The sequence below is a fragment of the Streptomyces sp. NPDC033136 genome, from assembly GCF_055578235.1.
Window position 1 is genome coordinate 79948 of the sequence record NZ_JBVIPD010000023.1, and the last position, 23666, is coordinate 103613.

A 23666-nucleotide genomic window follows, 5' to 3' on the forward strand; every position below is an offset into this window, starting at 1 on the left:
GCTCCGCGCCCACCCGTGCGACAGGGCCAGCATTTCAGGGTCGGGGGGTGTATGGGGATGGGACCGGCTTCTTGGCTGACCGGTCTTCTTGGCTGACCGATTCGGGTGGCGGACGGGCACAGTCCGGGGCCGGAGGACTCCGCCCTCCGGCCCCGGGTCACAGGGGGCCGGGCCCCCGCGAGGTCACCGCACGTGCTCCCCCCGCCACGGCAGCTCCGCGGTCACCCGGGTCGGCCCGCCCGCCGGCGAGTCCACCACCAGGATCCCGTCCACCGCGTCGAGCCGCTCCGCCAGCCCGGCCAGCCCCGACCACTGGGACGTGCCCGCCCCTCCCACGCCGTTGTCCACGACCTGCAGCATCAGCCGGTTTTCCGTCCGCCACACCTCCACGCCCGCCCAGGTCGCCCGCGCGTGCTTGCTGACGTTCTGCAACAGCTCCGACACCGTGAAGTAGGCGATCCCCTCGATCGCCGGCGCCGGCCGCTCCGCCAGGTCGACCTCGACCCGCACCGGCACCGCGCACCGCGACGCCACCGCCGACAGCGCCGCGTCCAGCCCCCGGTCCGTCAGCACCGCCGGGTGGATGCCCCGGGCCAGATCCCGCAGCTCCTGCAGTGCCGTCTTCACCTCGCCGTGCGCCTCGTCCACCATCCGCGCGGCCGCCTCCGGGTCATCCTGGAGCTTCTCCTTCGCCAGCCCCAGATCCATGGCCAGCGCCACCAGCCGGGCCTGCGCCCCGTCGTGCAGATCCCGCTCGATGCGCCGCAGGTCCGCCGCGGCCGTGTCGACCACGACGCCCCGGTCCGACTCCAGCTCCACCACCCGTGACACCAGCCGTGACGGCCCGAGCAGCCCGTGCACCATCAGCCGGTCCACCATCGTCAGCGCCCGCACGATCCACGGCGTGGCGATCGTGAACAGCAGACCCACCAGCGCGGTCACCGTGATCTCGAACGGGTTGTCCAGGTACACCCGGTGCGTCTCGTCGCCGTACAACTGCATCCCGTCCTGCCCGCCGTACATCGGGAACGTCCAGAACCACAGCGGGTACGTCAGCAGCGCCCAGCCCAGCACCCACACGTTCACCGCGACGACGAACGAGAACACCGCCCAGGGCAGCTGCAGCACCGCGTACAGCAGCGCCCGCCACGAGGCGCCGCTCTTGAGCACGGCCCCCATCCAGGCCATGGCGCCCGGCTTCCTCATCCGCAGCGGCTCCGGCTCGGCCACGTCCAGGCCCAGCAGCGCCCGCGCCCGCGTCCGCTCCAGCGCCCCGAAGCCCCGGCAGCCGGCGAGCGCCGCCGCCAGCACCGGTACGCCGAGGAAGGTCACCAGCAGACCCGCCCCCAGCGACACCATCGTGACGGCGTAGGTGAACAGCAGGATGCTGATCGGCAGGCTGAGCAGCACATGGCCGAACTCGCGCCAGGTGCGGCCCTCGACCGGCGCCCGCAGCGCGGCCGGCAGCCGGTGCCGGCGTTCGGTGCTCCCGGGGAACCCGGGCTCGCCGCCGAGCCCGTATCCCTGTCCGTACTCCGTGGCCATCGGCGTCGTCCTTCTCCTCGTCCTGCGGCTGTTCCCCCGTGCCTCCACCCTGCTCCGCCGCGGGCCGGTGGACCATGGAGTCCGTCGGCGTCCTGGCCGGGGGTTTTCCCCACCTCCGGCCCCGGGGCCGCCTCCCGTCCCGGACAGGACTTCCCGCTAGCCCGTGCCGTCCGTGCCGGCGGCGTGGCTGCGCTCGCGCCACGGCAGTTCCGCCGTGACCGTCGTCGGGCCGCCCTCCGGCGACTCCAGGACGAACAGGCCGTCGACCGCGTCCAGCCGGTCCGCCAGGCCCTTCATCCCCGTACCGCCGTCCAGGCGCGCGCCCCCGCGGCCGTCGTCCCACACCCGTATGAGCAGCCGGTCGTCCGTCCGCCACACCTCCACCGACGCGGACCGGGCCCGGCTGTGCTTGCTGACGTTCTGCAGCAGCTCCGAGACGGTGAAGTAGGCGATGCCCTCGATGGCCGCGGCCGGCCGCTCCGCCAGGTCCACCGTCACCTTCACCGGGACCGTGCATCGTGAGGACACCGAGGACAGGGCCGCGTCCAGCCCGCGGTCGGTCAGCACCGCCGGGTGGATGCCGCGGGCCAGGTCCCGCAGCTCCTGGAGCGCCAGTTTCACCTCGCCGTGCGCCTCCTCGACCATCGCCGCCGCCGCGTCCGGATCCTCCAGCACCTTCTCCTTGGCCAGACCCAGCCCCATGGCCAGCGCCACCAGCCGGGCCTGCGCCCCGTCGTGCAGGTCCCGTTCGATACGCCGCAGGTCGGCCGCCGCCGTGTCGACGACCACCCCCCGGTCCGACTCCAGCTCGGCGATGCGCCGCTCCAGCTCGTCGGAGGGTGACAGCAGCCCGCGCACCATGGCCCGGTCGGCGTTGGCCAGACCTCGCGCGATGAACGGCAGCACCGGCCACAGCACGAACAGCGAGGCCAGCGTGACGGCGAAGGTCATCACGCCCCACGGCAGCCGGATGAACTCGTACAGGACCGTGCGCCAGCCCACCGGGTCCTTCAGCTGCATCCACAACCGCGGGAAGAAGCCGCCCCCGCCGAGCAGCCGCAGCCGGCTCGGCTCGTCCACCCGCACCCCGAGCAGCGCCCTGGCCCTCGCCCGCTCCATCCGGCCCAGCTGCCGCACACCCACCAGCCCGGCCGCGAGCAGCGGGAACCCGATCACCGTGACGGTCAGCCCGAAACCGGTGGACAGCACCGTCACGACGTAGGTGAAGCCGAGCAGCGCGACCGGCAGGTTGGCCAGCAGGTGCGCGATCTCTTTCCAGGTGTGCCGGTCGTAGGCGAGCCGTGCCGGGGGCGGACGGTCGTCCAGCCGGGCGGCCGCCTGCGGGCCCGGGGACGGGAAGCGTTGGGTCATGTGCGTCAGCGTGCCCGGCGGCGGGCGACGACGCCATGAGGTGGACCGCCAGGATCAACTGCGGAAAACCCCACCCCTGTATGCCGGGGGCGTGACGGGCTGCTTACCCTGCCTTTATCAGGGCCTAGACTCCCGTGCGTACAGATCGTCGAACAGCGGCGTCCGGATGAGCCGCGGGATCGGCGCAGGATCCAGGTCCGAGTATTCAGGGAGCGAGGGACGGACGTGCCGGAACCGACCGTCGTCACCACGACCGTCGTCGCGGCGGACTACTTCCAGTCCTACTCGGTCGTCGGGCTGCTCGCCGTCATCGGCGTGCTGTTCGTCGCCGTCGCCTTCGGGGCCGGCCGCCTGCTGCGGCCCGTGGTCCCCACACCCGAGAAGCTCCTGACCTACGAGTGCGGCGTCGACCCCGTGGGCGAGGGCTGGGCCCACACCCAGGTCCGCTACTACGTCTACGCCTTCCTCTACGTGATCTTCGCCGTCGACTCGATCTTCCTGTTCCCCTGGGCGACCGTCTTCGCCGCCCCCGGCTACGGCGCGACCACCCTGGTGGAGATGTTCATCTTCCTCGGCTTCCTGGCCGTGGGCCTGCTCTACGCATACAAGAAGGGCGTCCTGGCATGGACGTGAACCCCTCGGTGTCCGAGCCTGTTCTGCTGCCCGAGCCCAAGCGGCTGGGCGCCCTCGCGCGCCTCGCGCCCGAGCCGATGAAGGTGATCCTCAACTGGGGCCGCCGCTACTCGCTCTGGGTCTTCAACTTCGGCCTCGCCTGCTGCGCGATCGAGTTCATCGCCGCGTCCATGGCCCGCCACGACTTCATCCGGCTCGGCGTCATCCCGTTCGCACCGGGCCCGCGCCAGGCCGACCTGATGGTCGTCTCCGGCACGGTCACGGACAAGATGGCCCCGGCCGTGAAGCGCCTCTACGAGCAGATGCCCGAGCCGAAGTACGTCATCTCCTTCGGCGCGTGCAGCAACTGCGGCGGCCCGTACTGGGACTCGTACTCCGTCACCAAGGGCGTCGACCAGATCATCCCCGTCGACGTCTACGTCCCCGGCTGCCCGCCCCGTCCCGAGGCGCTGCTCCAGGGCATCCTCAAGCTCCAGGAGAAGATCGCCCGCGAGTCACTGGCGGAGCGGTACGGCAGCAGCGCCGCCCGTCCTTCGGCAGCGGCGCTGCAGAGCGGACTGGTGCAGCCGCCGGCCTCCGCCCCGGGCTCCGGCCCGATGCCGGGAGTGACGTCGGGGAAGACGCCGGGGCAGACACCGGGGGAGGGGCGATGACCGCGATCGGCTGGCTCCCCGCCGAGGTCGAGGAACTCTTCGGCACGGACGCCACGGCCGAGGAGTCCTACGAGGTCCTGACGGTCGACGTCCCGCCGGCTGTCTGGATCGCCGCCCTGGAGACCGCCCGCGACCGGCTGGGCTGCACCTACTTCGACTGGCTGAGCGCGGTCGACGAGCCGGGCACGGGCTTCCGCGTCACGGCACACGTCGCGGCGCTCTCTCCCGTACGACGTCTCCTGCTGCGCACGACCGTCCCGCGCGAGGCCCCCGCCCTGCCCTCGGCGGTCGGTGTCTACGCGGGCGCCGCCTGGCACGAACGCGAGACGCACGAGATGTTCGGCGTCACCTTCGAGGGCCACCCGGGGCTGGACCACCTGCTGCTCCCCGAGAACTTCGAAGGCCACCCGCTGCGCAAGGACTTCGTCCTGGCCGCCCGTGTCGCCAAGGCCTGGCCCGGCGCGAAGGAGCCGGGGGAGTCCGAGCACGGCGGCCCCAAGCGCCGCCAGATGCTCCCGCCCGGCGTCCCCGACCCCAACGAATGGGGTCCCCTCAAGGGACAACTCCCTCCAGCCCCCGCCCGTCCGGCCCGGGGCGCGGGGCGCGCGGCGGGCGACCGGCCGACCCGCGCGGCACGCCCCGCGGGCGAACGCCCGGTGCGGCGGACGCGATCCGCGGCGGAGGGGTCGGCGAGCCAGGGTGCTGCGGGCGCCGCGGGCGCCGCGGGCGCCGCGGGTGCTGCGGGCGCCGTGGGTGCTGCGGGTGACACAGCTGATACGAGTGCGCCGCCTGCGGCTGCGCCGCGTCGGGCGCGTACCGCGGCCGAGGGGTCGGCCAGCCAGGCTCCTGCGGGGATTACTGGGGCGGAGGCGCCGGCTGCTGGGCCGGACGCGGCGACTACCGGGCAGGACGCGACGGCCGGTGGGCCGGAGGCGGCGACCACCGGGCCGAAGGCGCCGTCGGGGGGAGCTGACGCCTCGGCCGGTGGGGCTGGGACGCCGGCTGCTGGGGCTGAGTCTTCGACTGCTGGGGCCTCGGCCGTTGAGGCTGGGGCACCGACCCCTGGGGCTGGGACACCGAATGCTGGGCCTGAGACCTCAACTGCTGAGGCCGGATCCACGGCTCCGTCGGCCCGCCCGCGCCGCGGGCGGAGCGCGGGCGAAGGCTCGGCGTCGCAGCGGACGCAGCCGGGCCCCCCCGCTGGTCCCCGCCGGGCGCGCAGCGCAAGCGGAGGCAGCGCGAGCCAACGTGCCGCGTCCGACCGCGGTGACAGCGACAGTGCCGGCGACAGCCGCCCGGGCGACTCTTCGCGCACTCCGCGCGGCTCGGACGCCCCCTGGCACCACGCCCGCCCGGCCTTCGACGAACCGGCGCCCGAACCGTCGCCCGAGGTAGCGCAACTGCCGGCGCCCGAACCGTCGCCCGAGGTAGCGCAACTGCGGGCTCCCGGGCCGTCGGGTGGCTCGGAGACCCCCGAGCCTGAGGAAACCGGGGAGTCTGCGGAAACCGCAGAGCGCTCGAAAACCGCAGAGCGCTCGGAGACTGCGGAGCGCTCGGAGACTGCGGAGCGCTCGGAAACCGCAGACCCCTCGGGTACCGCAGCGCCTCCGGAGACCCCCGAGGCCCCGGGCACCCCGGGCTCGGCGAGTGGCCCGAAGCCCAAGGACAACCCCGAAGACCCCCCAGCTCCCACAGAGCCCACAGAGCCCACAGACCCCACAGGAGGCCCGCAGTGAACGACGTGCTCGACGTCGCCCTGCGACTCCTGATCGTCTTCGTCGTCTTCCTCACCTTCCCCCTGATCATCGGCCAGACCGAACACAAGGTGATGGCCCACATGCAGGGCCGCCTCGGCCCCATGTACGCCGGCGGCTTCCACGGCTGGGCCCAGCTCATCGCCGACGGTGTGAAGTTCGCGCAGAAGGAGGACGTCGTCCCCGCGGGCGCCGACCGCCGCATCTTCCAACTGGCCCCCGCCGTCGCTCTCCTGCCCTACCTCCTCGTCCTGCTCGCCATTCCCATCGGCCCGGGCGAGGGAGCCGTCGGCCAGGTCATCGACGCGGGCGTGTTCTTCGTCCTGGCCGTCATGGGCGTCGGCGTCCTCGGCTCGCTCATGGCCGGCTGGGCGTCCGCGAACAAGTTCTCCCTCCTCGGCGGCCTGCGCACCGCCGCCCAGCTCCTCTCCTACGAACTGCCGATGCTGCTCACCGCCGCCTCGGTGGCGATGGCGGCCGGCACCGTCTCGCTCCCCGGCATCCTCGACGCCTTCGAGTGGTGGTGGCTGCCCTGGCAGATCGTCGGCGCGATCGTGTTCTTCGTCGCCGGTCTCGCGGAACTCCAGCGCCCGCCCTTCGACATGCCGGTCGCCGACTCGGAGATCATCTTCGGCGCGTACACCGAGTACACCGGCCTCCGCTTCGCTCTCTTCCTCCTCGCCGAGTACGCCGGAATCGTCATCCTGTGCGGCCTGACCACCGTCCTGTTCCTGGGCGGCTGGCACGGCCCCTGGGGCGGCGACGGCCTCGGCTGGGTCTGGACCCTGCTGAAGACCGCCGTCCTCGCCTTCCTCGTCATCTGGCTGCGCGTCACCTACCCCCGGCTGCGCGAGGACCAGCTCCAGAAGCTCGCCTGGACCCTCCTCGTCCCCCTCTCCCTCGCCCAGATCGCCCTCACCGGCGTCGTCAAGGTGGTGATCCGGTAACCATGGCCCCGATCCCAGGAAGTGGCTTGGCCAAGGGCCTGGCCGTCACCCTCCGCACGATGACCAAGAAGTCCGTCACCGCGCAGTACCCGGACGCCCAGCCCGACCTCCCGCCCCGCACCCGCGGAGTGATCGGCCTGTTCGAGGAGAACTGCACGGTCTGCATGCTGTGCGCCCGTGAGTGCCCTGACTGGTGCATCTACATCGATTCCCACAAGGAGACGGTCCCGGCGGCGACCCCCGGCGGCCGCGAACGCAGTCGCAACGTCCTCGACCGCTTCGCCATCGACTTCTCCCTGTGCATGTACTGCGGCATCTGCATCGAGGTCTGTCCTTTCGACGCCCTGTTCTGGTCCCCGGAGTTCGAGTACGCCGAGACCGACATCCGCGACCTCACCCACGAGCGCGACAAGCTCCGCGAGTGGATGTGGACCGTCCCGGCGCCGCCGGCCCTCGACCCCGGCGCGGAGGAACCGAAGGAACTCGCCACCGCCCGCAAGACCGCCGAGAAGCTGGCCGCCCAGCAGGCCCCGTCCGCCACGGAACCGCACGCCGACGAGCAGGCCCGCGCCGCCGAGCAGCCCACCCGTCCCCAGGGCGACTCCAAGCAGCAGACCGACCAGCCGAGGCCGGGGCAGGTGACACCGGGCCACCCGACGCCGGACCAACCTCAGCCGGACCAACCTCAGCCGGGCCACCCGACGCCGGACCACTCGACGCCGGACCAGCCGCGCCCGGACCGCCCGGCGCCGGGGCAGGCGAAGCCGGACCGCCCGCAGCCGGACCGCCCGCAGCCGGGCCACCCGACGCCGGGCCAGGAGGGACGGGAATGACTCTCGCCGCAACCGCCGGTTTCCTCGCGACGGGACCGGCCACCAACGCCGCCGCCGAGACCCACGGATTCCTCTCCCCGACCGGCGTCGAGATCGCCTTCCTCCTCGTCGGCCTGGTCACCTTCGGCGCCGCGCTCGTCACCGTCACCACCCGGCAACTCGTGCACGCCGCCCTCTGGCTCGTCGTAACCCTCGGTGGGCTGGCCGTCGAGTACCTGCTGCTCACCGCCGAGTTCATCGCCTGGGTGCAGGTCCTCATCTACGTCGGTTCCGTCGTCGTCCTCCTCCTGTTCGGACTGATGCTCACCAGGGCCCCCATCGGCCGTTCCCCGGACGCCGACTCCGGCAACCGGTGGGCCGCGCTCACCGTGGCGGTCGCCGCGGCCGCCGCCCTGGTCTGGGTCGTCGTGGACGCCTTCCGCACGACCTGGATCGACCTGGACGGCCCCGCCGCCGGCTCCACCGAGGCAACTGGCGCGAGCCTCTTCCAGAACTGGGTCCTGCCCTTCGAGGCCCTCTCGGTCCTCCTCCTCGCCGCCCTGGTCGGCGCGATCGTCCTCTCCCGCAAGGCGAAGGCCGACACCACTTCCCCGGGCGGTCAGGACACCCGGCGCGACACGGAAGGGGCCCGCTGATGCACCTCGCCTATCCCGCCGTGCTCTCCGCCCTCCTCTTCTGCACGGGTCTGTACGGCGTCCTCGCCCGCCGCAACGCGATCCTGGTCCTGATGTCGGTCGAGCTGATGCTCAACGCCGTCAACCTCAACCTGGTCGCCTTCGACGTCTGGCTCAGCAAGACCGCCGAGGAGACCCTGCACTCCGGCCAGGCCCTCACCCTGTTCACCATCGCCATCGCCGCCGCCGAGATCGGCATCGGCCTGGCGATCGTCCTCGCCGTGCACCGCAACCGCGGCACCGCGGACATCGACAAGCTCCGCGACACCGCCGAACGGCACGACCCCGACGGCCCCGACAGCGACGCCCTCACGGCCGAGCAGTCCGGCGAGGCCCAGAAGGCTGAGGCCACCGCGTGACCACGACCACCTTCGCCGTCCTCGTCCCCCTCCTGCCGTTCCTCGGCGCCGTCGCGGGCCTGCTCCTGGGCCGCACGGCCCCCGGCTTCGTCCGCCCGCTCGCCGTCCTGCCGACACTCACCGCCCTGGTGCTCGCCGTGCTGGTCGCCGTACGCCAAGGCGGTGACGCGGCCGTCAACGCGGCCACGGAACTCACCCCCACCGGCTCGGTCCCGATCGAACTGGCCCTGCACATCGACGGCTTCGCCGCCCTCGTCGCCGTCCTGGTCGGTCTGGTCGCCTCCTGTGTGCAGATCTACTCGACGGGCTACCTGCGCGATGACCCGCGCTACCCCTCCTATGCCGCCCTGGTCTCTCTGTTCACCTCCGCGATGCTCCTGGTCGTCTACTCCGGCGATCTGATCGTGCTGCTGGTCGGCTGGGAAGTCATGGGCATCTGCTCCTACTTCCTGGTCGGCCACTACTGGGAGACCCCCGAGGCCCGCGCCGCCTCCCTCAAGGCCTTCCTGGTCACCAAGCTCGGCGACGTCCCCTTCCTCATCGGCCTGTTCGCCCTGGCCACGGACGCCGGTTCGTTCCGCATCACCCGGGTCCTCGGTGCCGTCGCGAGCGGCTCGCTCGACCACCCGACGCTGATCGCCCTGCTCCTCCTCGCGGGCGTGGCGGGCAAGTCCGCGCAGTTCCCGCTGCACACCTGGCTTCCCGACGCGATGGCGGGCCCGACCCCCGTCTCCGCGCTGATCCACGCCGCGACGATGGTCGCCGCCGGTATCTACTTCATCGCCCGTCTCCTCCCGGTCTTCGAGGCCTCCCAGGCCGCGATGGTCGTCCTCGCCGTCATGGCCGCCGTCACCATGGCCGGCTCGGCGCTCGCCGCGCTCGCCCAGGACGACATCAAGCGTGTCCTCGCCTATTCGACGATCGGCCAGCTCGGCTACATGTCCGGCGCCCTCGCCGTCGGCGACCGCGGGGCCGCCGTCTTCCACCTCCTGGCCCACGGCGCCTTCAAGGCGCTGCTGTTCCTCGCGGCCGGCGTGATGATCCACGCCGCCGGCACCAACTCACTGGCCGCCATGTCCCGGATGCGGAACCTGCGCGACCGTGTCCCCGACGCCTACTGGACGATGACCGTGGCGCTCCTCGCACTCGCCGCGATCCCGCCGTTCAGCGGCTTCTTCTCCAAGGAGGCCGTCCTCGGCGTCGCCGAGCACGTCGTCACCGGGCACACCGAGCACGCCCCCGCCGCCGCGGGCTGGATCGTCCTCGTCGCCGGCTTGCTCACGGCCGTCCTCACCGCCGCCTACGCGATGCGCCTGTGGCTGCTCGCCTTCCGCGGCCGGGGCGCCGAAGCCCCCGACCACGGCAGGCAGCCGCTGACGATGACCGTGGTGCTGTGGGTGCTGGCCGTTCCGTCCCTGGCACTCGGCGGGTTCGCCTTCCGCCTGCTGCCCGACTGGTTCGACGGCCGTGACCTCAGCCCGACCCTGACCACCTCGGTGCTCGGCACCGGCGTCGCGCTGGTCGGCGGCATCGTCACCTACGCCGCATGGCGGCACACCACCGCGATCACCGCACGCGTACCGCTGGGCGCGGTCGCCGCCCACCCCCAAGGCAACGCCGCCCAGGTCGAGGCGGAAGCCATCGCCTCGCACAAGCCGGCCTACGGCGACATCGCCTACGCACCCGACCCAGCCGACCCCGGACAGCTCCTGCTCGGCCCCCTGCACCGGCCCGCGGCCGCCGGCTTCCACCTGGACACCGCGTACGCGGCCCTCTTCGTCCGCCCGGTCCAGGCCGGAGCGAACCTCGTCCGGTTCCTCGACCGTGAGGTCGTAGAGACCTACGTACACGGTGCGGGTGCGCTGCCCCGCTGGCTGGGCGCCGCAGTGCGACGCGCCCAGACCGGCAACGTCCAGACCTATGTGAGCGCGCTGCTCGCCGGCACCGTCGTCCTCGTCGTCGCCGTCGTCCTCGTCGCCACGGGAGCGTGAGCAGGCGTGATCGATATCAGCGAGTCCGTGATGCAGTTCCTTCTGGCATTCGTCGTCGTCGGCCCGCTCCTCGGGGCCGTCGCGGCTCTCCTGCCGGCCCCGCCCGGGCTGAAGGGGAAGTCGCCCGAGCAGGCCGTGCTCCGGCACGGCGTCACCGTCACCGGCGCCGTCCTCCTCGCGGCGATCGCCCTCGCGCTCGGCTTCGACCACGACCAGCCGTCGAAGATGCAGGCCAGCACCGACATCAGCTGGATCCCCGCACTCGACGTACGCATCCACCTCGGCATCGACGGCATCTCCCTCCCCTTGCTGGTCCTGACCGCGCTGCTGACCTTCCTGTGCGCGCTCTACTCGTACTTCAAGATGCCCGAAGGCCCGACCCCGAAGGCCTTCGTCGCCCTGCTGCTCGTCCTCGAGTCCGGCACCCTGGCGACCTTCGCCGTCCTCGACCTGCTGCTGTTCTTCCTCGCCTTCGAGATGGTCCTCATCCCGATGTACTTCCTCATCGCCCGCTGGGGCGGCGAGGGCCGCGGCCAGGCAGCGTGGCGGTTCATCCTCTACACGCTGCTCGGCTCCGTGGTCATGCTGCTCGGCCTGCTCCTGATCGGGATCAAGGCGGGCACGTTCGACATGATGGCACTCGCCACTGACAACGGCCGGTCACTGACCGCATCAGTGCAGGTCATCGCCGTTCTGGCGATCGGGATCGGGCTCGCGGTCAAGACACCGATGTGGCCGCTGCACAGCTGGCTGCCCGACGCCCACACCGCCGCGCCGACCATTGGCTCGGTCCTGCTGGCCGGCGTCCTGCTGAAGATGGGTACGTACGGATTCGTCCGGATCCTGCTCCCCATCGCACCGGACGGCTTCCGATCCTTCGCGCCCTACCTCGCTGCCCTGGCCGTCGTCGGCATCATCTACGGATCCCTGGCCTGCCTGGCCCTCGCCAAGCAGGGCGCGAAGGGCGACCTCAAGCGCCTCATCGCCTACTCATCCGTCGGCCACATGGGCTTCGTCCTGCTCGGCATCGCGACGATGACCCCGACCGGCGTGAACGGCGCCCTCTTCGCCAACATCGCCCACGGCCTCATCACCGGCCTGCTGTTCTTCCTGGTCGGCGCGCTGAAGGACCGTACCGGCACCACCGACCTCGACACCCTCGCCGCGGAGACCGGCGCCGCGCTCTACGGCAGGGCCCCCCGCCTCGGCGGCTTGCTCGCCTTCGCCGCGGTCGCCTCGCTCGGCCTGCCGGGCCTGGCTGGCTTCTGGGGCGAGATGCTGGCACTGTTCGGCGCGTTCCAGCCCGCGGAGGGCCTCAGCCGCCCCGCCTTCCTCACCTTCATGGCGTTCGGCGCGTTCGGCACGCTGCTGACGGCCGCGTACCTGCTGGTCGTGGTCCGCCGCGTCTGCATGGGCGCCCTGCCCCAGGACGCCCCCAAGCTCACCGACATCCGCTCGTACGAGTTCGCCGCTTGGACCCCGCTCGTCGTCCTCACCGTCGTCGGGGGCCTGTGGCCCAAGGTTCTCCTCGGCCTGAGCGACCCGGCCGTCCAGCAGCTCCTCGCAGGAGGCACCCGATGAGCTCCCCGGCCCAGCCTCTGGCCGCGTCGCTGGTCCAGTCCGTCGACTGGCTCGCGATCGCCCCGCCCACCATCGCGGCGGTCGTCGCACTCGCCGTCCTGGTCGCCGACCTGTTCGTCGCCGAGCACCGGAAGGCGCTGCTCGGCTGGACATCGGTGGCGGGCCTGGCCGCCGCCACACTGATGCTGCTGCCCCTCCTGGACGGCGACCGCGGCACCTTCTGCCTGACCGGCGACGCCACCGTGTGCAGCTACACGGCCGACCGCTTCACCCTGGTCATCCAGTTCCTCGTCCTCGGGGGCGCCCTGCTCTCCGCCCTCCTGTCGGTCACCGCACTGAAGGACGCCCGCAAGGATCTCCCCGAAGGCGAGTACTGGTTCCTGCTGCTGTCCTCCGCTGCCGGCGCCGCCCTGCTGCCCGCCTCCCGCGACCTCGCCACCCTGATCGTCGCCCTGGAGGTCGCCTCCCTGCCCGCCTTCGCGCTGGTCGGCCTCAAGTACGGCGACCGGAAGTCCTCCGAAGCGGCCCTGAAGTTCTTCCTGTCCTCGGTCACCGCCACCGCGGTCAGCCTCATGGGCGTCAGCTTCCTGTACGCCTCCACCGGAACCCTCTACCTCACCCAGATCGCCGACCGCATCCAGAGCGTCGACGGGCAGCTCCACACGCTCGTCCAGACCGGTGTCGTCCTCACCCTGGTCGGCTTCGCCTTCAAGACCGCCGCCGTGCCCTTCCACTTCTGGGTGCCCGACACCTACGTGGGCGCGCCCCTTCCGATCGCCGCCTACCTGTCGGTCATCGGCAAGGCGGTCGGCTTCAGCGGCCTGATCCTCGTCACAGTCGTCGCCCTCCCCTCGCACGCCTACGTCTGGGGCCCGGCCCTGGCGGTCCTGGCCGCGCTCACCATGACCGTGGGCAACGTCGGAGCCCTCCGCCAGCAGGCCACGCGCGCGTACAGCGCCGTACGCCTGCTGGCCTGGTCCTCCGTTGGCCAGGCCGGCTACCTCCTGGTCCCGATCGCCGCGGCCGCGTACTCCGGCGACGCCGAGAAGTCGATCGGCTCCACCGTCGCCTACGCGCTGATGTACGGCGCGGTGAACCTGGGCGCCTTCGCCGTGGCCGCACTCGTCGGCCGGACGAAGACCTACAACCGCGTCGCCGACTACCGCGGCCTGTACGCGTCGAACCCGCTGTCCGCGCTGCTCCTGGCGTTCTTCCTGCTCTGCCTCGCCGGGCTGCCGCCGGGGATCATCGGCCTCTTCGCCAAGGTCACCGTCTTCTCGGCGGCCGTCGACGCCGGCCTCGGCTGGCTGGCCGTGATCATGGCCGTCAACGTCGTCATCGCACTCTTCTATTACCTCCAGTGGACGACCCTGCTCTTCCGTGCCCCCGAGGGCGAACCCGAGAAGCACCGCGTCCCCGCTCCGCTCACCGCAGCGATCGCCCTGACCGGAGTCCTCGGCATCGCCCTGTCCGGGGCACCCCAACTGGTCCTGCGCTTCACCGACACCGCCCTCTTCTGAACAACTGCCGCATGCCCCACGCGCGCGTGGGGCACCCGGCCCTCCACGCGCGCGTGCCGCGTCCGGGAGCCGTTCACCCGGACGGTCCACACCCGCCGCCGCGCGCACAAGGGAACTAGTGCCTCCCGCCTCGCGTTGACCAGTACGGGAAGGTCCACTGGACGTGACACCACGCCACCAGTGGCACCGCAGAACGACAAGCAAGGGTCCCCCTGCCGCACCACTTGGAGGGCGTACCGTGCACCGCTGGCACAACGGGCTCAGGACCGCAGTCCTCCTCGGGGGACTGTCCGCCATCATCATCGTCATCGGCAGCTTCTTCGGCCGCATGGGGCTCGTCATCGCCGTCCTGGTAGCGCTGGCCACCAACGCGTACGCGTACTGGAACAGCGACAAGCTGGCACTCCGCGCGATGCGCGCCCGCCCGGTGAGCGAGTTCGAGGCCCCCGGGCTCTACCGCATGGTCCGCGAGCTCTCCACCCAGGCCCGCCAGCCCATGCCGCGCCTGTACATCTCCCCGACGGAGGCGCCCAACGCCTTCGCCACCGGCCGCAACCCGCGCAACGCCGCCGTGTGCTGCACCGAAGGCATCCTGCGCCTGCTGGACGAGCGCGAGCTGCGCGGCGTCATCGGCCATGAGCTCAGCCACGTCTACAACCGCGACATCCTCATCTCGTCGGTCGCCGGCGCCCTCGCCTCCGTGGTCATGTTTCTGGTCAACTTCGCCTGGCTGATCCCGATCGGGCGCTCCGACGACGACGACGGCCCGGGCCTGCTCGGCATGCTCCTGATCATGCTTCTGGGCCCGCTCGCCGCCTCGCTCATCCAACTGGCCGTAAGCCGCTCCCGGGAGTACCAGGCGGACGCCTCCGGCGCCCAGCTCACCGGCGACCCACTCGCCCTGGCCAGCGCCCTGCGCAAGCTCGAACTGGGCACGAAGCAGCTCCCGCTGCCACCCGAGCCTCGCATCGAGACCGCCAGCCACATGATGATCGCGAACCCGTTCCGCCCCGGCCAGGGCCTTTCGAAGATGTTCTCCACACACCCGCCGATGGCGGATCGCATCGCCCGACTCGAGAAGATGGCAGGTGGGAATCAGTGAAGACCGTTCTCAACGTCATATGGCTCGTCCTGAGCGGCTTCTGGCTGTTCCTCGCCTATATGGCCGCGGGCCTGCTGCTCTGCATCACCATCATCGGCATCCCGTTCGGCGTCGCGGCATTCCGCATCGGCGTCTACGCGCTGTGGCCCTTCGGGTACATGACGGTCGAGCGCCGTGACGCGGGCGCGCCGTCCTGCGTGGGCAACGTGCTGTGGCTGGTCCTCGCGGGCTGGTGGCTCGCCCTCGGCCACATCGTCACGGGCATCGCCCTGTGCGTCACGATCATCGGCATCCCGCTCGGCATCGCCAACTTCAAGCTCATCCCGGTCTCGCTGCTTCCGCTGGGCCGCGACATCGTGCGGACGAACGAGCCGTTCGCGGTGCGCTGACCGGTGGGGTGACGCCCCCTCGTTTTCCATAGCCAACGGGTTGTCCACAGGGCCGCCCGGCTTCCCGCGATGGCCCGCATGATGAACCCATGAACACGATCGGGCAGTTGCCGCACCGAGTGACGACCACACCCCGTAACGCCCGCCCGACAGGCGTGACTTCACATACCGAGTCGGAGGCACCGGCGAAAGGCCCCGACAAGCCACCCGAGCCGAGACACCCCTGACCGGCCCGCAGCCGAGCATCTCCACCACCCGGAGCCGATAGGGCCTGCCCGCCGCAACAGCGCAGCACAACGGCTCCCTGCCCCGGTCCGAAGAACGCAGCCCTACGCCTTCCCCGCCCCGTCCCGCACCCACCGCCGCCGCACCTCATACGCGACCGCCCCCGCCACCAGCACCCCCGCGCCCACAACGACCGACACCCTGGGCAGCGAGAACGCCAGCACCACGCACCCGACCAGCCCCACCACCGGCACCATCCGCGCCGCCGGCCTCGAATCCAGCGTCCAGGCAGACGCGTTGGCCACGGCGTAGTACGCCAGCACACCGAAGGAGGAGAACCCGATCGCGCCCCGGACATCCACCGTGGCGGCCAGAACCGCGACCACCGCACCCACGGCCAGCTCTGACCGGTGCGGCACCTGGAACCGCGGATGCACGGCGGCCAGCGCGCCCGGCAGATGCCGGTCCCGGGCCATGGCCAGAGTTGTCCGGGAGACCCCCAGGATCAGGGCGAGCAGCGAACCCAGCGCGGCCACGGCCGCACCGATGCGCACCACCGGCACGAGCCCGGGTACCCCGGCTGCCCGCACCGCGTCGGCCAGCGGCGCCGTCGCGGCACCGAGACCCTGCGCCCCCAGTACCGAAAGGACAGCCACCGCCACACACGCGTACACCACCAGCGTGATGCCCAGCGCCAGCGGGATCGCGCGGGGGATGGTGCGCGCCGGATCCCGCACCTCCTCACCCAGGGTGGCGATCCGGGCGTACCCGGCGAACGCGAAGAACAGCAGACCTGCTGCCTGCAGCATCCCGTCCGCACCGCCCGAGGCCCCGATGTCGAGCCGCCCGGCATCGGCCTCCCCGGAGGTGAGACACACGACGACCACGGAAGCGAGGACGGCCAGGACCAGTGCCACGATCACCCGCGTCAGCCACGCGGACTTCTGGACACCGCCGTAGTTCACCGCGGTCAGCGCCACCACGGCCGCGACCGCCACCGCGTGCGCCTGCCCCGGCCAGACGTACGTGCCCACCGTGAGCGCCATCGCCGCACAGGAGGCCGTCTTCCCGACCACGAACGACCAGCCAGCGAGATACCCCCAGAACTCCCCGAGCCGCTCACGCCCGTACACGTACGTGCCGCCCGAAGCCGGATACCGGGCGGCGAGTCGAGCCGACGACATGGCGTTGCAGTACGCGACGACCGCGGCGACGGCGAGCCCGATGAGGAGCCCGGACCCGGCCGCATGGGCGGCCGGCGTGAGGGCGGCGAAGATCCCGGCCCCCACCATGGAGCCGAGTCCGATGACGACGGCGTCCCCCACACCCAGGGTGCGGCGCAGTCCGGAACCGGAGGTTGTCATGCGCCGCACCCTACTGATCAGTGCAACCGGCGGGTGCGACCGGGGCGTCCTCCTCACCAGGACGGCATGAAGGCGCGGGGCAAAGACGCCGCACGCGGGATGCCGGATGTACGACGCACGGGCTCGGCCTGCGGGGAGCAAGATCACAGGGCTGGGACAGTGCGGGCACAGCAAGAAAGGGCAGGTTCACGGCATGACCATCATCAGCTGGATCATCCTGGGACTGTTGGCCGGAGCCATCGCAAAGTTCCTGCTGCCGGGGCGCGACCCGGGCGGCCTCATCGGCACGACTCTGATCGGCATCGCGGGCGCGTTCATCGGCGGGTGGATATCGGCCCGCTGGATGGACCACCCCATCACCAAGGACTTCTACGACGGCACGACCTGGGCCGCGGCGATCGGCGGATCGCTCGTCCTCCTGGTCGCCTACCGCCTTCTGTTCGGCAACTCGCGCGACTGACCGCGCCCGTCGGTTGCTGCCGGAAGGCGAGAAGGGCGGGCACCCTGAGGTGCCCACCCTTCCTCTTTGCCGCGCAGGCCGTGGAGCCCGGGGATCCGACCGGACCTACCGGTAGTTCACGAACTGCAGGGCGAAGTCGAAGTCCTTGCCCTTGAGCAGGGTGATGACGGCCTGCAGATCGTCACGGCTCTTGGAGGTGACGCGCAGCTCCTCACCCTGCACCTGCGCCTTCACGCCCTTGGGGCCCTCGTCGCGGATGGTCTTCGCCACCTTCTTCGCGTTCTCCTGGGAGATGCCCTCCTTGATCGACGCGAAGATCTTGTACTCCTTGCCGGAGAGCTGGGGCTCGCCCGCGTCCAGAGCCTTCAGCGAGATGCCCCGCTTGATCAGCTTGGACTGGAAGACGTCGAGGATGGCCTTCACCCGGTCCTCGGAGTTCGCCTCCATGAGGATCTGCTCACCGGACCACGAGATCGAGGCACCCACGCCCTTGAAGTCGTAGCGCTGAGAGATCTCCTTGGCGGCCTGGTTGAGTGCGTTGTCGACCTCCTGCCGCTCGACCTTCGAGACGATGTCGAAACTGGAGTCGGCCATGTCCTGTGGCTCCTTGTATCGGGGTTCGTGTCGTGCGTACCGGCGTATGGGGGCGGCCGCAGGGCCCGTTCAGGTCCCGGGCCGCATCCGGACAAGCCTAGCCACCCCCCGCCCTCCGAGCGCCGATCAATCGGGTGGCGAAGCACCCCTCCACATCAGGTATTGTTTACGTCGTTGCCACGGAGCGCCGCGGGAAGCGGCTCGACGGGCAGCAAACCCCGGCGGTGTGCCCGAGCGGCCAAAGGGAGCAGACTGTAAATCTGCCGGCTCAGCCTTCCCAGGTTCGAATCCTGGCGCCGCCACACTGGGGAAGACCCCCTCTGAACAGGTTCTTATGCCTGGCCAGAGGGGGTTTTTCGTTGCCCCTGGGTGTTCGATCAACAGTGGACGGGGCGTGGACGTGTCTCACCTCGTACCGCCCATATCCCACCGTTGATCAGTGCGTGTCCCCCAGGTGTCCCCCGGGGGGTGAGCATGATCACTCCGGCTCGCTCCACTCCCGCAGGGCCGCATCGATCCGGCTGTTCGCCTGCTCCCGCGTCTCGTCGAGCACCTTGGCGTACACCTTGTGCAGCACGGCGATGCTGTGGCCGGCACGGCGGGCGCACTCCATCGCGTCGACCCCGGAGCTAAGCCAGAACGAGACGCCGGCGTGCCGGAGGTCGTAGGGGCGGCGGGCGAGCAACGAGGACGTTTCCGCCGCGGTCAGCACGTCCTTCCGGGCCTTCGCCCACACCTCCCCGTAGCCGGTTTCCTGTAACAGGCCGTCACGGTTCGTCCGGAAGAGCCGACCATCGGGGGCTGTGCCGTGCGTGGCGATGTGCTGCCGCAGCAGGCGCACGAAATGCGGTGGGATCGGCACCGGACGGGAGTCGTTCTTGGCACGGGCCTTGAGGTGGCGCGTCTCGTGCGCGGTCCCATCGTCAGTCCAGCTCCGACCGGCCCGGACGACCCCTTGCCGCAGGGTCAGCATTCCCCACCCCGTCTCCGGAAGGTGGCACTGGCTCACCCGCAGTCCGGCAGCCTCAGCGGGACGCATGGCCGCGTAGTACAGGCACCCGAAGAACGCTTCCAGATGCTGCCCGCGCGGGCCCTGCTCACGCACGCCGGCCAGCAGAGCGCGGACCTGGCGAGGGTTGGCAACGCTTTCCGGGTCCACTGCTTCCACCGACTTCGGGGCGGTCCACTTCACGGCCGTGATCGGGTTGACCGGCACCGTGAAGTACTGCTCTTCCACGGCGAGCCCGAGAACGTCACTCAGGCAGGCCCGCTTACGTTTCGCGGTACGCGGCGATGCTTCCTTCCCGTCCAACCGGAGGGACAGCGCGTCCAGGGCCAGACGTACGGTCACCGGGTCCTCCAGGGAGGAGACCGGCAGGGAGTGCTTGGAGATCCAGGCGAGCGCGCGAGCCACATCGTCCGGCGGGGTCTCCTCCCAGCGGTTCCGGTTGTACGCCCACCCGTACAGCGCGCGCCGCATCAGCGCGGGGTCGGGCATCCCTGTCTTCGTCTTCACGAGGGCAGGGGTGATGGTCGCCAGAGCATCGGCGTAGTTCTTCCGCGACTTCGCAGGGGCCAGGGCCCACTTGCGGTTCACGTACGCGCGGCTGTGCTCGTACCACGTGATGGAGCCCTGCTTGGCGCGCAGCTCGGATACGGGCAGACCGGTCTCTTCGTCGAACTGGTCGCCGCGCCGTACAGCGGACATGAGTTCAGAGCGGCGTCCCTCGGCCTGCACCTTGAGTGTGTAGCTCTTGGAGTGCTTACGTTCCCCGACAAGCCAGCGCAGACGGTAGGGCTTCGGGCGGTCCTTGCGGACCTCGATGGAGTAGAGGCGAACGTCGTAGGTCAGTGCCATGTGAACTCCAGAGGGGCCCGCCGGAAGCGGGCCCCTCGTGTCTGGTGTGCGGGAGGTGATCAGGCGGCGTCTTCCAGCGACGACCACCACGCGTCGAGGTCGGCGCGGCGGCAGCGGAGTTGACCGTTGGGGAGCTTGATGAGCTTGGGGGCCTTGCCGCGAGCGCGCAGGCGGTAGAACGCGGCGCGGCTCATCTCGATCTCTTCGAGGACTTCGCGGAGCTTCAGCTTCTCGGTGCCAGCCAAGGCGATGACTCCTTCTCGGGTGAGACGTCCAGGGGACCTTCTGAGGGCCGCTACTTCCGCTACCGCCGCTACCGCGCAGGTCAGGGGCCTGTGCGGGGTAGCGGGAAGGGGTAGCGGTAGCGGATGGGTAGCGGCGCGGTAGCGGCAACCATGGCCGGTTGCCGCTACCGCGTTAGTGCTGGTCAGGCAGCGTTTTCGGTGCCCGGTAGCGGAGGTAGCGGACTTTCCGAGGGTGGGGGGCAGTAGCGGGCCCACGCGTCCCGCAGATCGGCGGCGTAGTAGCCCTTCAACACGCTCCCGGCGGCCTTGATGTTGCGGGACGTGATGGGCTCGTTGTCGGCCGTCATGTACTCCGCGAGCATCCGCGACAGCCGCCGGTTGTCGAGCGGCTTGCCGTTCAAGTCGGCCCACGGGGCGTCGTCGAGGGCGTTGAGCCGGTCGAGGATGGCGACGGTGGGCAGGCGGTCGATGCCGACCATGACGTGGTCGCGCAGGTCGGTCAGCAGCCGCACGCCCAAGCTGCCCTTGTCGTTGGCCTTGGACGCGGTCACCAGCGTCACGCAGGCCGCACGTGCCCGCTCGGGCCAGTCCCCTCCGGCCGCGTCGGCGACGGCGAGCAGGGGTTCCCACACGTCCGCCGGGCGGTCGCTCACTCCGTCCGGCATGTCCGGCCAGGCTCCCATGACGAATCCGCGTGCCTGCTCTCCCCATTCGGCGAGCCGGTCACGGAGCTTGTGCCCCTCCGCCTCGTGGATGCGGGCTCGGAAGGGCTCCACCTTTTCGTTCCTCGCGCGGCGCCGCATGCGGATGATGACGGAGCGGCTCAGGATCGTGTCGGGCAGGGAGCCGAGTCCGGCGACCGCGACCGCGCAGTACGAGGGGAAGGCCTGCACGGTCTGCTGTCCGCCGTCGCCGATGCACCGGTAGGTGACCCCGGTACGGCGGTGTCCGGCGTTGAGGAACCCGCGCAGTTCCTCGTTGTCCCCGGCTTTGGGACCGAAGACGGTGTCGATCTCGTCGAACAGGATGGTCGGTTTGCCGTTGCCTGCGGAGACGGACCGGAAAAGGGCGGCGGCGGAGGCATTGACGGCCGTCATGGGCTGCGGCACGAGCGTTTCGACGATCTCCAGTGCCCGGGTCTTGCCCGACCCCGGTTCTGGGGACAGGAAGGCGATGCGGGGGGTGGAGTCGAAGCAGTCGAGCAGGTGAGCGTGCGCGTCCCACAGGGTGACCGCGACGAACGCGGCTTCGGTGGGGAAGACGTTGAAGCGGCGGTGGAAGGCTTCCACCTCGTCGAGCAGTGCGGCGCCGTCGATGGGGTTGGTCATGCGGCGGCCCTCCCTTCGGGGGTTGTGGCGGGAGCTCCCGTGCAGACGGATCGGTGGGCGCCGTGCTCGGCGACCAGCGCGGCCACGGCCTCCGGGCCCGTCGCTGTGCCGGTCTGCCCGCAGGAGCAGGCGTAGGCGGCGGTGGGCAGGGCGCCGGGCCGGGTGGACCAGCGAGCGCCGTCGTAGTGATTCCGGTAGACGGGCGGGGCGAAGACTCGAATACCGGGGGCGTTCGCCGTCGGATCGGCGCCCGGCCGGGCCGGGGAGCGGTTCGAGCGGGGAAGAGCAGTGACGACGCCCTTACGGGCGGCGCCTTTCGGCTCGCCCACGGCCGCACGGTCCACAGGCTGTGGAGCGGCGTGCGGCCGATCGGTGGGACCGGTGGGGCAATCCAGGCGGGGGGAGTCGGGGGCGGTCATGAGGCGGCCTGCCGTGGGGTGGCGTGCGCGATGACCCAGTCCATGGCGCTGCGGATGGTCGTGCGGCACTCGGCCGGCGGCAGGCCCGTGGACTCCCCCGCCCCCTGGATTGCCTGCTCCGCCACATCCCGGGGGAGGCCGCCCCACGCGACGAACCGGGCGACCTTGCAGGCGCTCTTGTGCAGGGTGTTGTTGCGGCCGTCCGGCCCGCCCTCCGTTGCCCCCGCCACGATCGCGCATTCGCGTTCCAGCGCCACGCGTGCGGCCCGGGTGCCGTCCCGCACCGGGGTGAGGGTGACGACGGCGGGTCGGTCCGACTCGGTGAGCCGTTCGGCCAGCCATCCGGGCAGCGGCGCCACGGGGGCGTCGTCGGTCACCTCGTAAGCGCCGTCCGGGGTGGTGCTGCCGGGGGCGACGACGTAGCCGCCCCATGCGCGGGTGTCGATGTGCGGTCCGAGACGGTTCGCGCTGCACTTCAGCCGCACCCCGGGCGGGGCGGTGAAGTACAGGTGCTCCCCGCCGCGCGCGGTCCGCACCCGGTAGGTGACAGGGATGGCCTGTCCGGCGCGCTCGCAGAGCGCTTGCAACGAAGTGGCGCCGTCAGGCGCTCCTTTCGGTTCTTCGGGCTTGCACACGTCCAGGTCGACCACGAGCAGACCGGCCGGGCCGGTCGCGATCCCGACGTTGTACGGGCGGGTGGCCCAGGTGGCGTGGATGAGGTCAGGGTTGGTGGTGGCGCGCTGTTCGGGCTTGCGGTGCCCGCCCGCGCACCGGCCCGAGCGTGGGCAGTCCCGTTCGGCGTGCCCGGCCGGCCGCTTGGCCCGCGGGTGTAGCGGGATGACGGGCCAATCGCGCTCCGCCGCGGTGAGGGCGGAGGCGAGGAGGGGCAGGCAGGCCAGATCGGCGGTCAGGATGGGGTTCATGCCGCCACCTCCGCGCTCCTGTCAGTGAGCAGCGTCTGCCGGTGGGTGGGGATGGCTGCCAGGACGCGGGTACGCCAGCGCAGGGCGTAGTCGATGCAGTTGGCGCAGTTCTTGTGCGGGTGGCCGGGCAGCGGGGGCCGCTTGCGGGCGTGGTAGCTCCAGGCCGCGGAGTCCGCGGAGGCGAGCAGGTGCCCGACACGTTCCAGGCCGAGGATCTTGAAGCCGAAGCCGTGCAGGCGGTAGCCGCGGGCGGCCATCGCGGTGACGATTGCCGCCCCTTGCTTGGTGGACTGCAACCGGCACACGGAGCCGAGCCCGACGGTGGGCTCTCGGCGCAGGTCGACGCCGTAGCTCTCGTACAGGTCCGCGCACGCGTGGTACTCCGCCACGGTGCGGCCCTGAAGGGTGGGGATGATCCGCAGGGTCGGGGCGAGGGAGCGCAGATCGAGGAAGTTGTGCACGGTGCGCCGCTGGTGTTCCGGCACGCTCAGGTGAGTCCCGACGAACGTGAGCGTGCCGGCCGTGCCGCCGTTGATGATGAGGTCCTCACACATCCAGTCCTGACCGGCAGCCCAGTCGTAGGGGCCGACGTGTTCCCAGATGCGCTGGAGGTCGTCGACGTACTGGCGAGGGCTGCGGGTCCAGCGTCCGTGGCGCTGGAGTTCCGAGAAGCCGCCGGAGTCGACCGCGTACCGGCCGCGTGCCGGGTACAGCGTGGCTGCGGCGGCGAAGTGCTCGGACTTCAGGAACAGCGGCACGTCGGTGAGCTTGACCCAGTGCCGCTTGTGGGTGGTCAGGTAGAACCGCATCCCGCCCGCGGCGGGAGCTCCCGCCGGTAAGGCTCGCGGCAGGGTCGTGGGTTGCGTCATGCTGGAAGACCTCCACAGGTCTGTCGAAG

23 protein-coding genes and 1 tRNA gene are annotated in these 23666 nt (G+C 71.1%); 14 read left to right on the plus strand and 10 right to left on the minus strand.

The features are described 5' to 3' along the window. Positions 1 to 183: 183 nt before the first annotated feature. Both ACZ5TL_RS31885 and ACZ5TL_RS31890 read right to left on the minus strand, forming a co-directional pair. Positions 184 to 1545: a sensor histidine kinase gene (locus tag ACZ5TL_RS31885; protein ID WP_468594182.1), complete on the minus strand. Its 1362-nt coding sequence runs from the start codon at positions 1543 to 1545 to the stop codon at positions 184 to 186. Positions 1546 to 1701: 156 nt separating this feature from the next. Next, entirely contained in the window at positions 1702 to 2916 is a 1215-nt protein-coding gene (locus tag ACZ5TL_RS31890; protein ID WP_468594183.1) for a sensor histidine kinase, read from the minus strand. 225 nt (positions 2917 to 3141) lie between these two features. Here ACZ5TL_RS31890 and ACZ5TL_RS31895 point away from each other — a divergent pair, with 225 nt between their 5' ends. The 12 genes from ACZ5TL_RS31895 (at position 3142) to ACZ5TL_RS31950 (ending at position 15352) form a co-directional block, all read left to right on the plus strand. Continuing rightward, on the plus strand, positions 3142 to 3549 hold the full coding sequence (locus ACZ5TL_RS31895) for an NADH-quinone oxidoreductase subunit A (protein ID WP_356013050.1): 408 nt from the start codon (positions 3142 to 3144) through the stop codon (positions 3547 to 3549). Continuing rightward, positions 3540 to 4202, plus strand: a complete 663-nt coding sequence (locus tag ACZ5TL_RS31900) for an NADH-quinone oxidoreductase subunit B (protein WP_468594184.1) — start codon at positions 3540 to 3542, stop codon at positions 4200 to 4202. The genes ACZ5TL_RS31895 and ACZ5TL_RS31900 overlap by 10 nt, the downstream gene beginning before the upstream one ends. Beyond that, positions 4199 to 5938: an NADH-quinone oxidoreductase subunit C gene (locus ACZ5TL_RS31905; protein WP_468594185.1), complete on the plus strand. Its 1740-nt coding sequence runs from the start codon at positions 4199 to 4201 to the stop codon at positions 5936 to 5938. Before ACZ5TL_RS31900 ends, ACZ5TL_RS31905 begins: the two co-directional genes overlap by 4 nt. Continuing rightward, positions 5935 to 6903, plus strand: a complete 969-nt coding sequence (locus tag ACZ5TL_RS31910; RefSeq protein ID WP_468594186.1) for a complex I subunit 1/NuoH family protein — start codon at positions 5935 to 5937, stop codon at positions 6901 to 6903. The genes ACZ5TL_RS31905 and ACZ5TL_RS31910 overlap by 4 nt, the downstream gene beginning before the upstream one ends. A 26-nt stretch (positions 6904 to 6929) precedes the next feature. Next, positions 6930 to 7736: a NuoI/complex I 23 kDa subunit family protein gene (locus ACZ5TL_RS31915; RefSeq protein ID WP_468594188.1), complete on the plus strand. Its 807-nt coding sequence runs from the start codon at positions 6930 to 6932 to the stop codon at positions 7734 to 7736. Then, positions 7733 to 8371, plus strand: a complete 639-nt coding sequence (locus ACZ5TL_RS31920; RefSeq protein WP_468594189.1) for an NADH-quinone oxidoreductase subunit J family protein — start codon at positions 7733 to 7735, stop codon at positions 8369 to 8371. Before ACZ5TL_RS31915 ends, ACZ5TL_RS31920 begins: the two co-directional genes overlap by 4 nt. Then, positions 8371 to 8769, plus strand: coding sequence for an NADH-quinone oxidoreductase subunit NuoK (gene nuoK / locus ACZ5TL_RS31925; RefSeq protein ID WP_468594190.1), 399 nt, complete (start codon positions 8371 to 8373; stop codon positions 8767 to 8769). The genes ACZ5TL_RS31920 and nuoK overlap by 1 nt, the downstream gene beginning before the upstream one ends. Next, complete coding sequence (locus tag ACZ5TL_RS31930; protein ID WP_468594191.1) at positions 8766 to 10760, plus strand: NADH-quinone oxidoreductase subunit 5 family protein; 1995 nt, start codon at positions 8766 to 8768, stop codon at positions 10758 to 10760. Before nuoK ends, ACZ5TL_RS31930 begins: the two co-directional genes overlap by 4 nt. Positions 10761 to 10766: 6 nt before the next feature. Next, a complete protein-coding gene (locus ACZ5TL_RS31935; RefSeq protein WP_468594192.1) occupies positions 10767 to 12341 on the plus strand; it encodes a complex I subunit 4 family protein in 1575 nt (524 codons plus the stop codon). Next, complete coding sequence (locus ACZ5TL_RS31940; RefSeq protein ID WP_468594193.1) at positions 12338 to 13861, plus strand: NADH-quinone oxidoreductase subunit N; 1524 nt, start codon at positions 12338 to 12340, stop codon at positions 13859 to 13861. The genes ACZ5TL_RS31935 and ACZ5TL_RS31940 overlap by 4 nt, the downstream gene beginning before the upstream one ends. A gap of 238 nt (positions 13862 to 14099) precedes the next feature. Further along, a complete protein-coding gene (gene htpX, locus ACZ5TL_RS31945) occupies positions 14100 to 14963 on the plus strand; it encodes a zinc metalloprotease HtpX (protein WP_468594194.1) in 864 nt (287 codons plus the stop codon). Next, positions 14960 to 15352, plus strand: a complete 393-nt coding sequence (locus ACZ5TL_RS31950) for a YccF domain-containing protein (RefSeq protein ID WP_468594195.1) — start codon at positions 14960 to 14962, stop codon at positions 15350 to 15352. The genes htpX and ACZ5TL_RS31950 overlap by 4 nt, the downstream gene beginning before the upstream one ends. A 329-nt stretch (positions 15353 to 15681) precedes the next feature. On the opposite strand, the gene ACZ5TL_RS31955 is transcribed toward ACZ5TL_RS31950, so the two are convergent. Beyond that, the gene (locus ACZ5TL_RS31955) at positions 15682 to 16941 is read right to left on the minus strand and encodes an APC family permease (RefSeq protein ID WP_468594196.1); all 1260 of its coding nucleotides are present in this window, start codon (positions 16939 to 16941) and stop codon (positions 15682 to 15684) included. A 193-nt stretch (positions 16942 to 17134) separates the two neighbouring features. Here ACZ5TL_RS31955 and ACZ5TL_RS31960 point away from each other — a divergent pair, with 193 nt between their 5' ends. Continuing rightward, positions 17135 to 17401 carry a GlsB/YeaQ/YmgE family stress response membrane protein gene (locus ACZ5TL_RS31960; RefSeq protein WP_468594197.1) on the plus strand — a complete coding sequence of 89 codons (267 nt, stop codon included), beginning with the start codon at positions 17135 to 17137 and terminating at the stop codon, positions 17399 to 17401. 105 nt (positions 17402 to 17506) lie between these two features. Here the strand turns inward: ACZ5TL_RS31960 and ACZ5TL_RS31965 are convergent, their stop codons facing one another. After that, a complete protein-coding gene (locus tag ACZ5TL_RS31965; protein WP_468594198.1) occupies positions 17507 to 17995 on the minus strand; it encodes a YajQ family cyclic di-GMP-binding protein in 489 nt (162 codons plus the stop codon). Between the two features lie 220 nt (positions 17996 to 18215). Here ACZ5TL_RS31965 and ACZ5TL_RS31970 point away from each other — a divergent pair. Further along, positions 18216 to 18297 (plus strand) — tRNA-Tyr (locus ACZ5TL_RS31970). A gap of 176 nt (positions 18298 to 18473) precedes the next feature. On the opposite strand, the gene ACZ5TL_RS31975 is transcribed toward ACZ5TL_RS31970, so the two are convergent. The 6 genes from ACZ5TL_RS31975 to ACZ5TL_RS32000 form a co-directional block, all read right to left on the minus strand. After that, positions 18474 to 19853 carry a tyrosine-type recombinase/integrase gene (locus tag ACZ5TL_RS31975; protein WP_468594200.1) on the minus strand — a complete coding sequence of 460 codons (1380 nt, stop codon included), beginning with the start codon at positions 19851 to 19853 and terminating at the stop codon, positions 18474 to 18476. 59 nt (positions 19854 to 19912) lie between these two features. Next, positions 19913 to 20098, minus strand: a complete 186-nt coding sequence (locus ACZ5TL_RS31980; protein WP_468594201.1) for a helix-turn-helix transcriptional regulator — start codon at positions 20096 to 20098, stop codon at positions 19913 to 19915. Positions 20099 to 20280: 182 nt separating this feature from the next. Continuing rightward, positions 20281 to 21426 (minus strand): DUF3631 domain-containing protein, encoded by a 1146-nt coding sequence (locus ACZ5TL_RS31985; protein WP_468594202.1) that lies wholly within the window; start codon positions 21424 to 21426, stop codon positions 20281 to 20283. Then, positions 21423 to 21755: a hypothetical protein gene (locus ACZ5TL_RS31990; protein ID WP_468594203.1), complete on the minus strand. Its 333-nt coding sequence runs from the start codon at positions 21753 to 21755 to the stop codon at positions 21423 to 21425. The genes ACZ5TL_RS31985 and ACZ5TL_RS31990 overlap by 4 nt, the downstream gene beginning before the upstream one ends. Positions 21756 to 21841: 86 nt before the next feature. Further along, positions 21842 to 22768: a bifunctional DNA primase/polymerase gene (locus tag ACZ5TL_RS31995; protein ID WP_468594204.1), complete on the minus strand. Its 927-nt coding sequence runs from the start codon at positions 22766 to 22768 to the stop codon at positions 21842 to 21844. Next, entirely contained in the window at positions 22765 to 23637 is an 873-nt protein-coding gene (locus tag ACZ5TL_RS32000) for a deazapurine DNA modification protein DpdA family protein (RefSeq protein ID WP_468594206.1), read from the minus strand. Before ACZ5TL_RS32000 ends, ACZ5TL_RS31995 begins: the two co-directional genes overlap by 4 nt. Between the last annotated feature and the right edge of the window lie 29 nt (positions 23638 to 23666).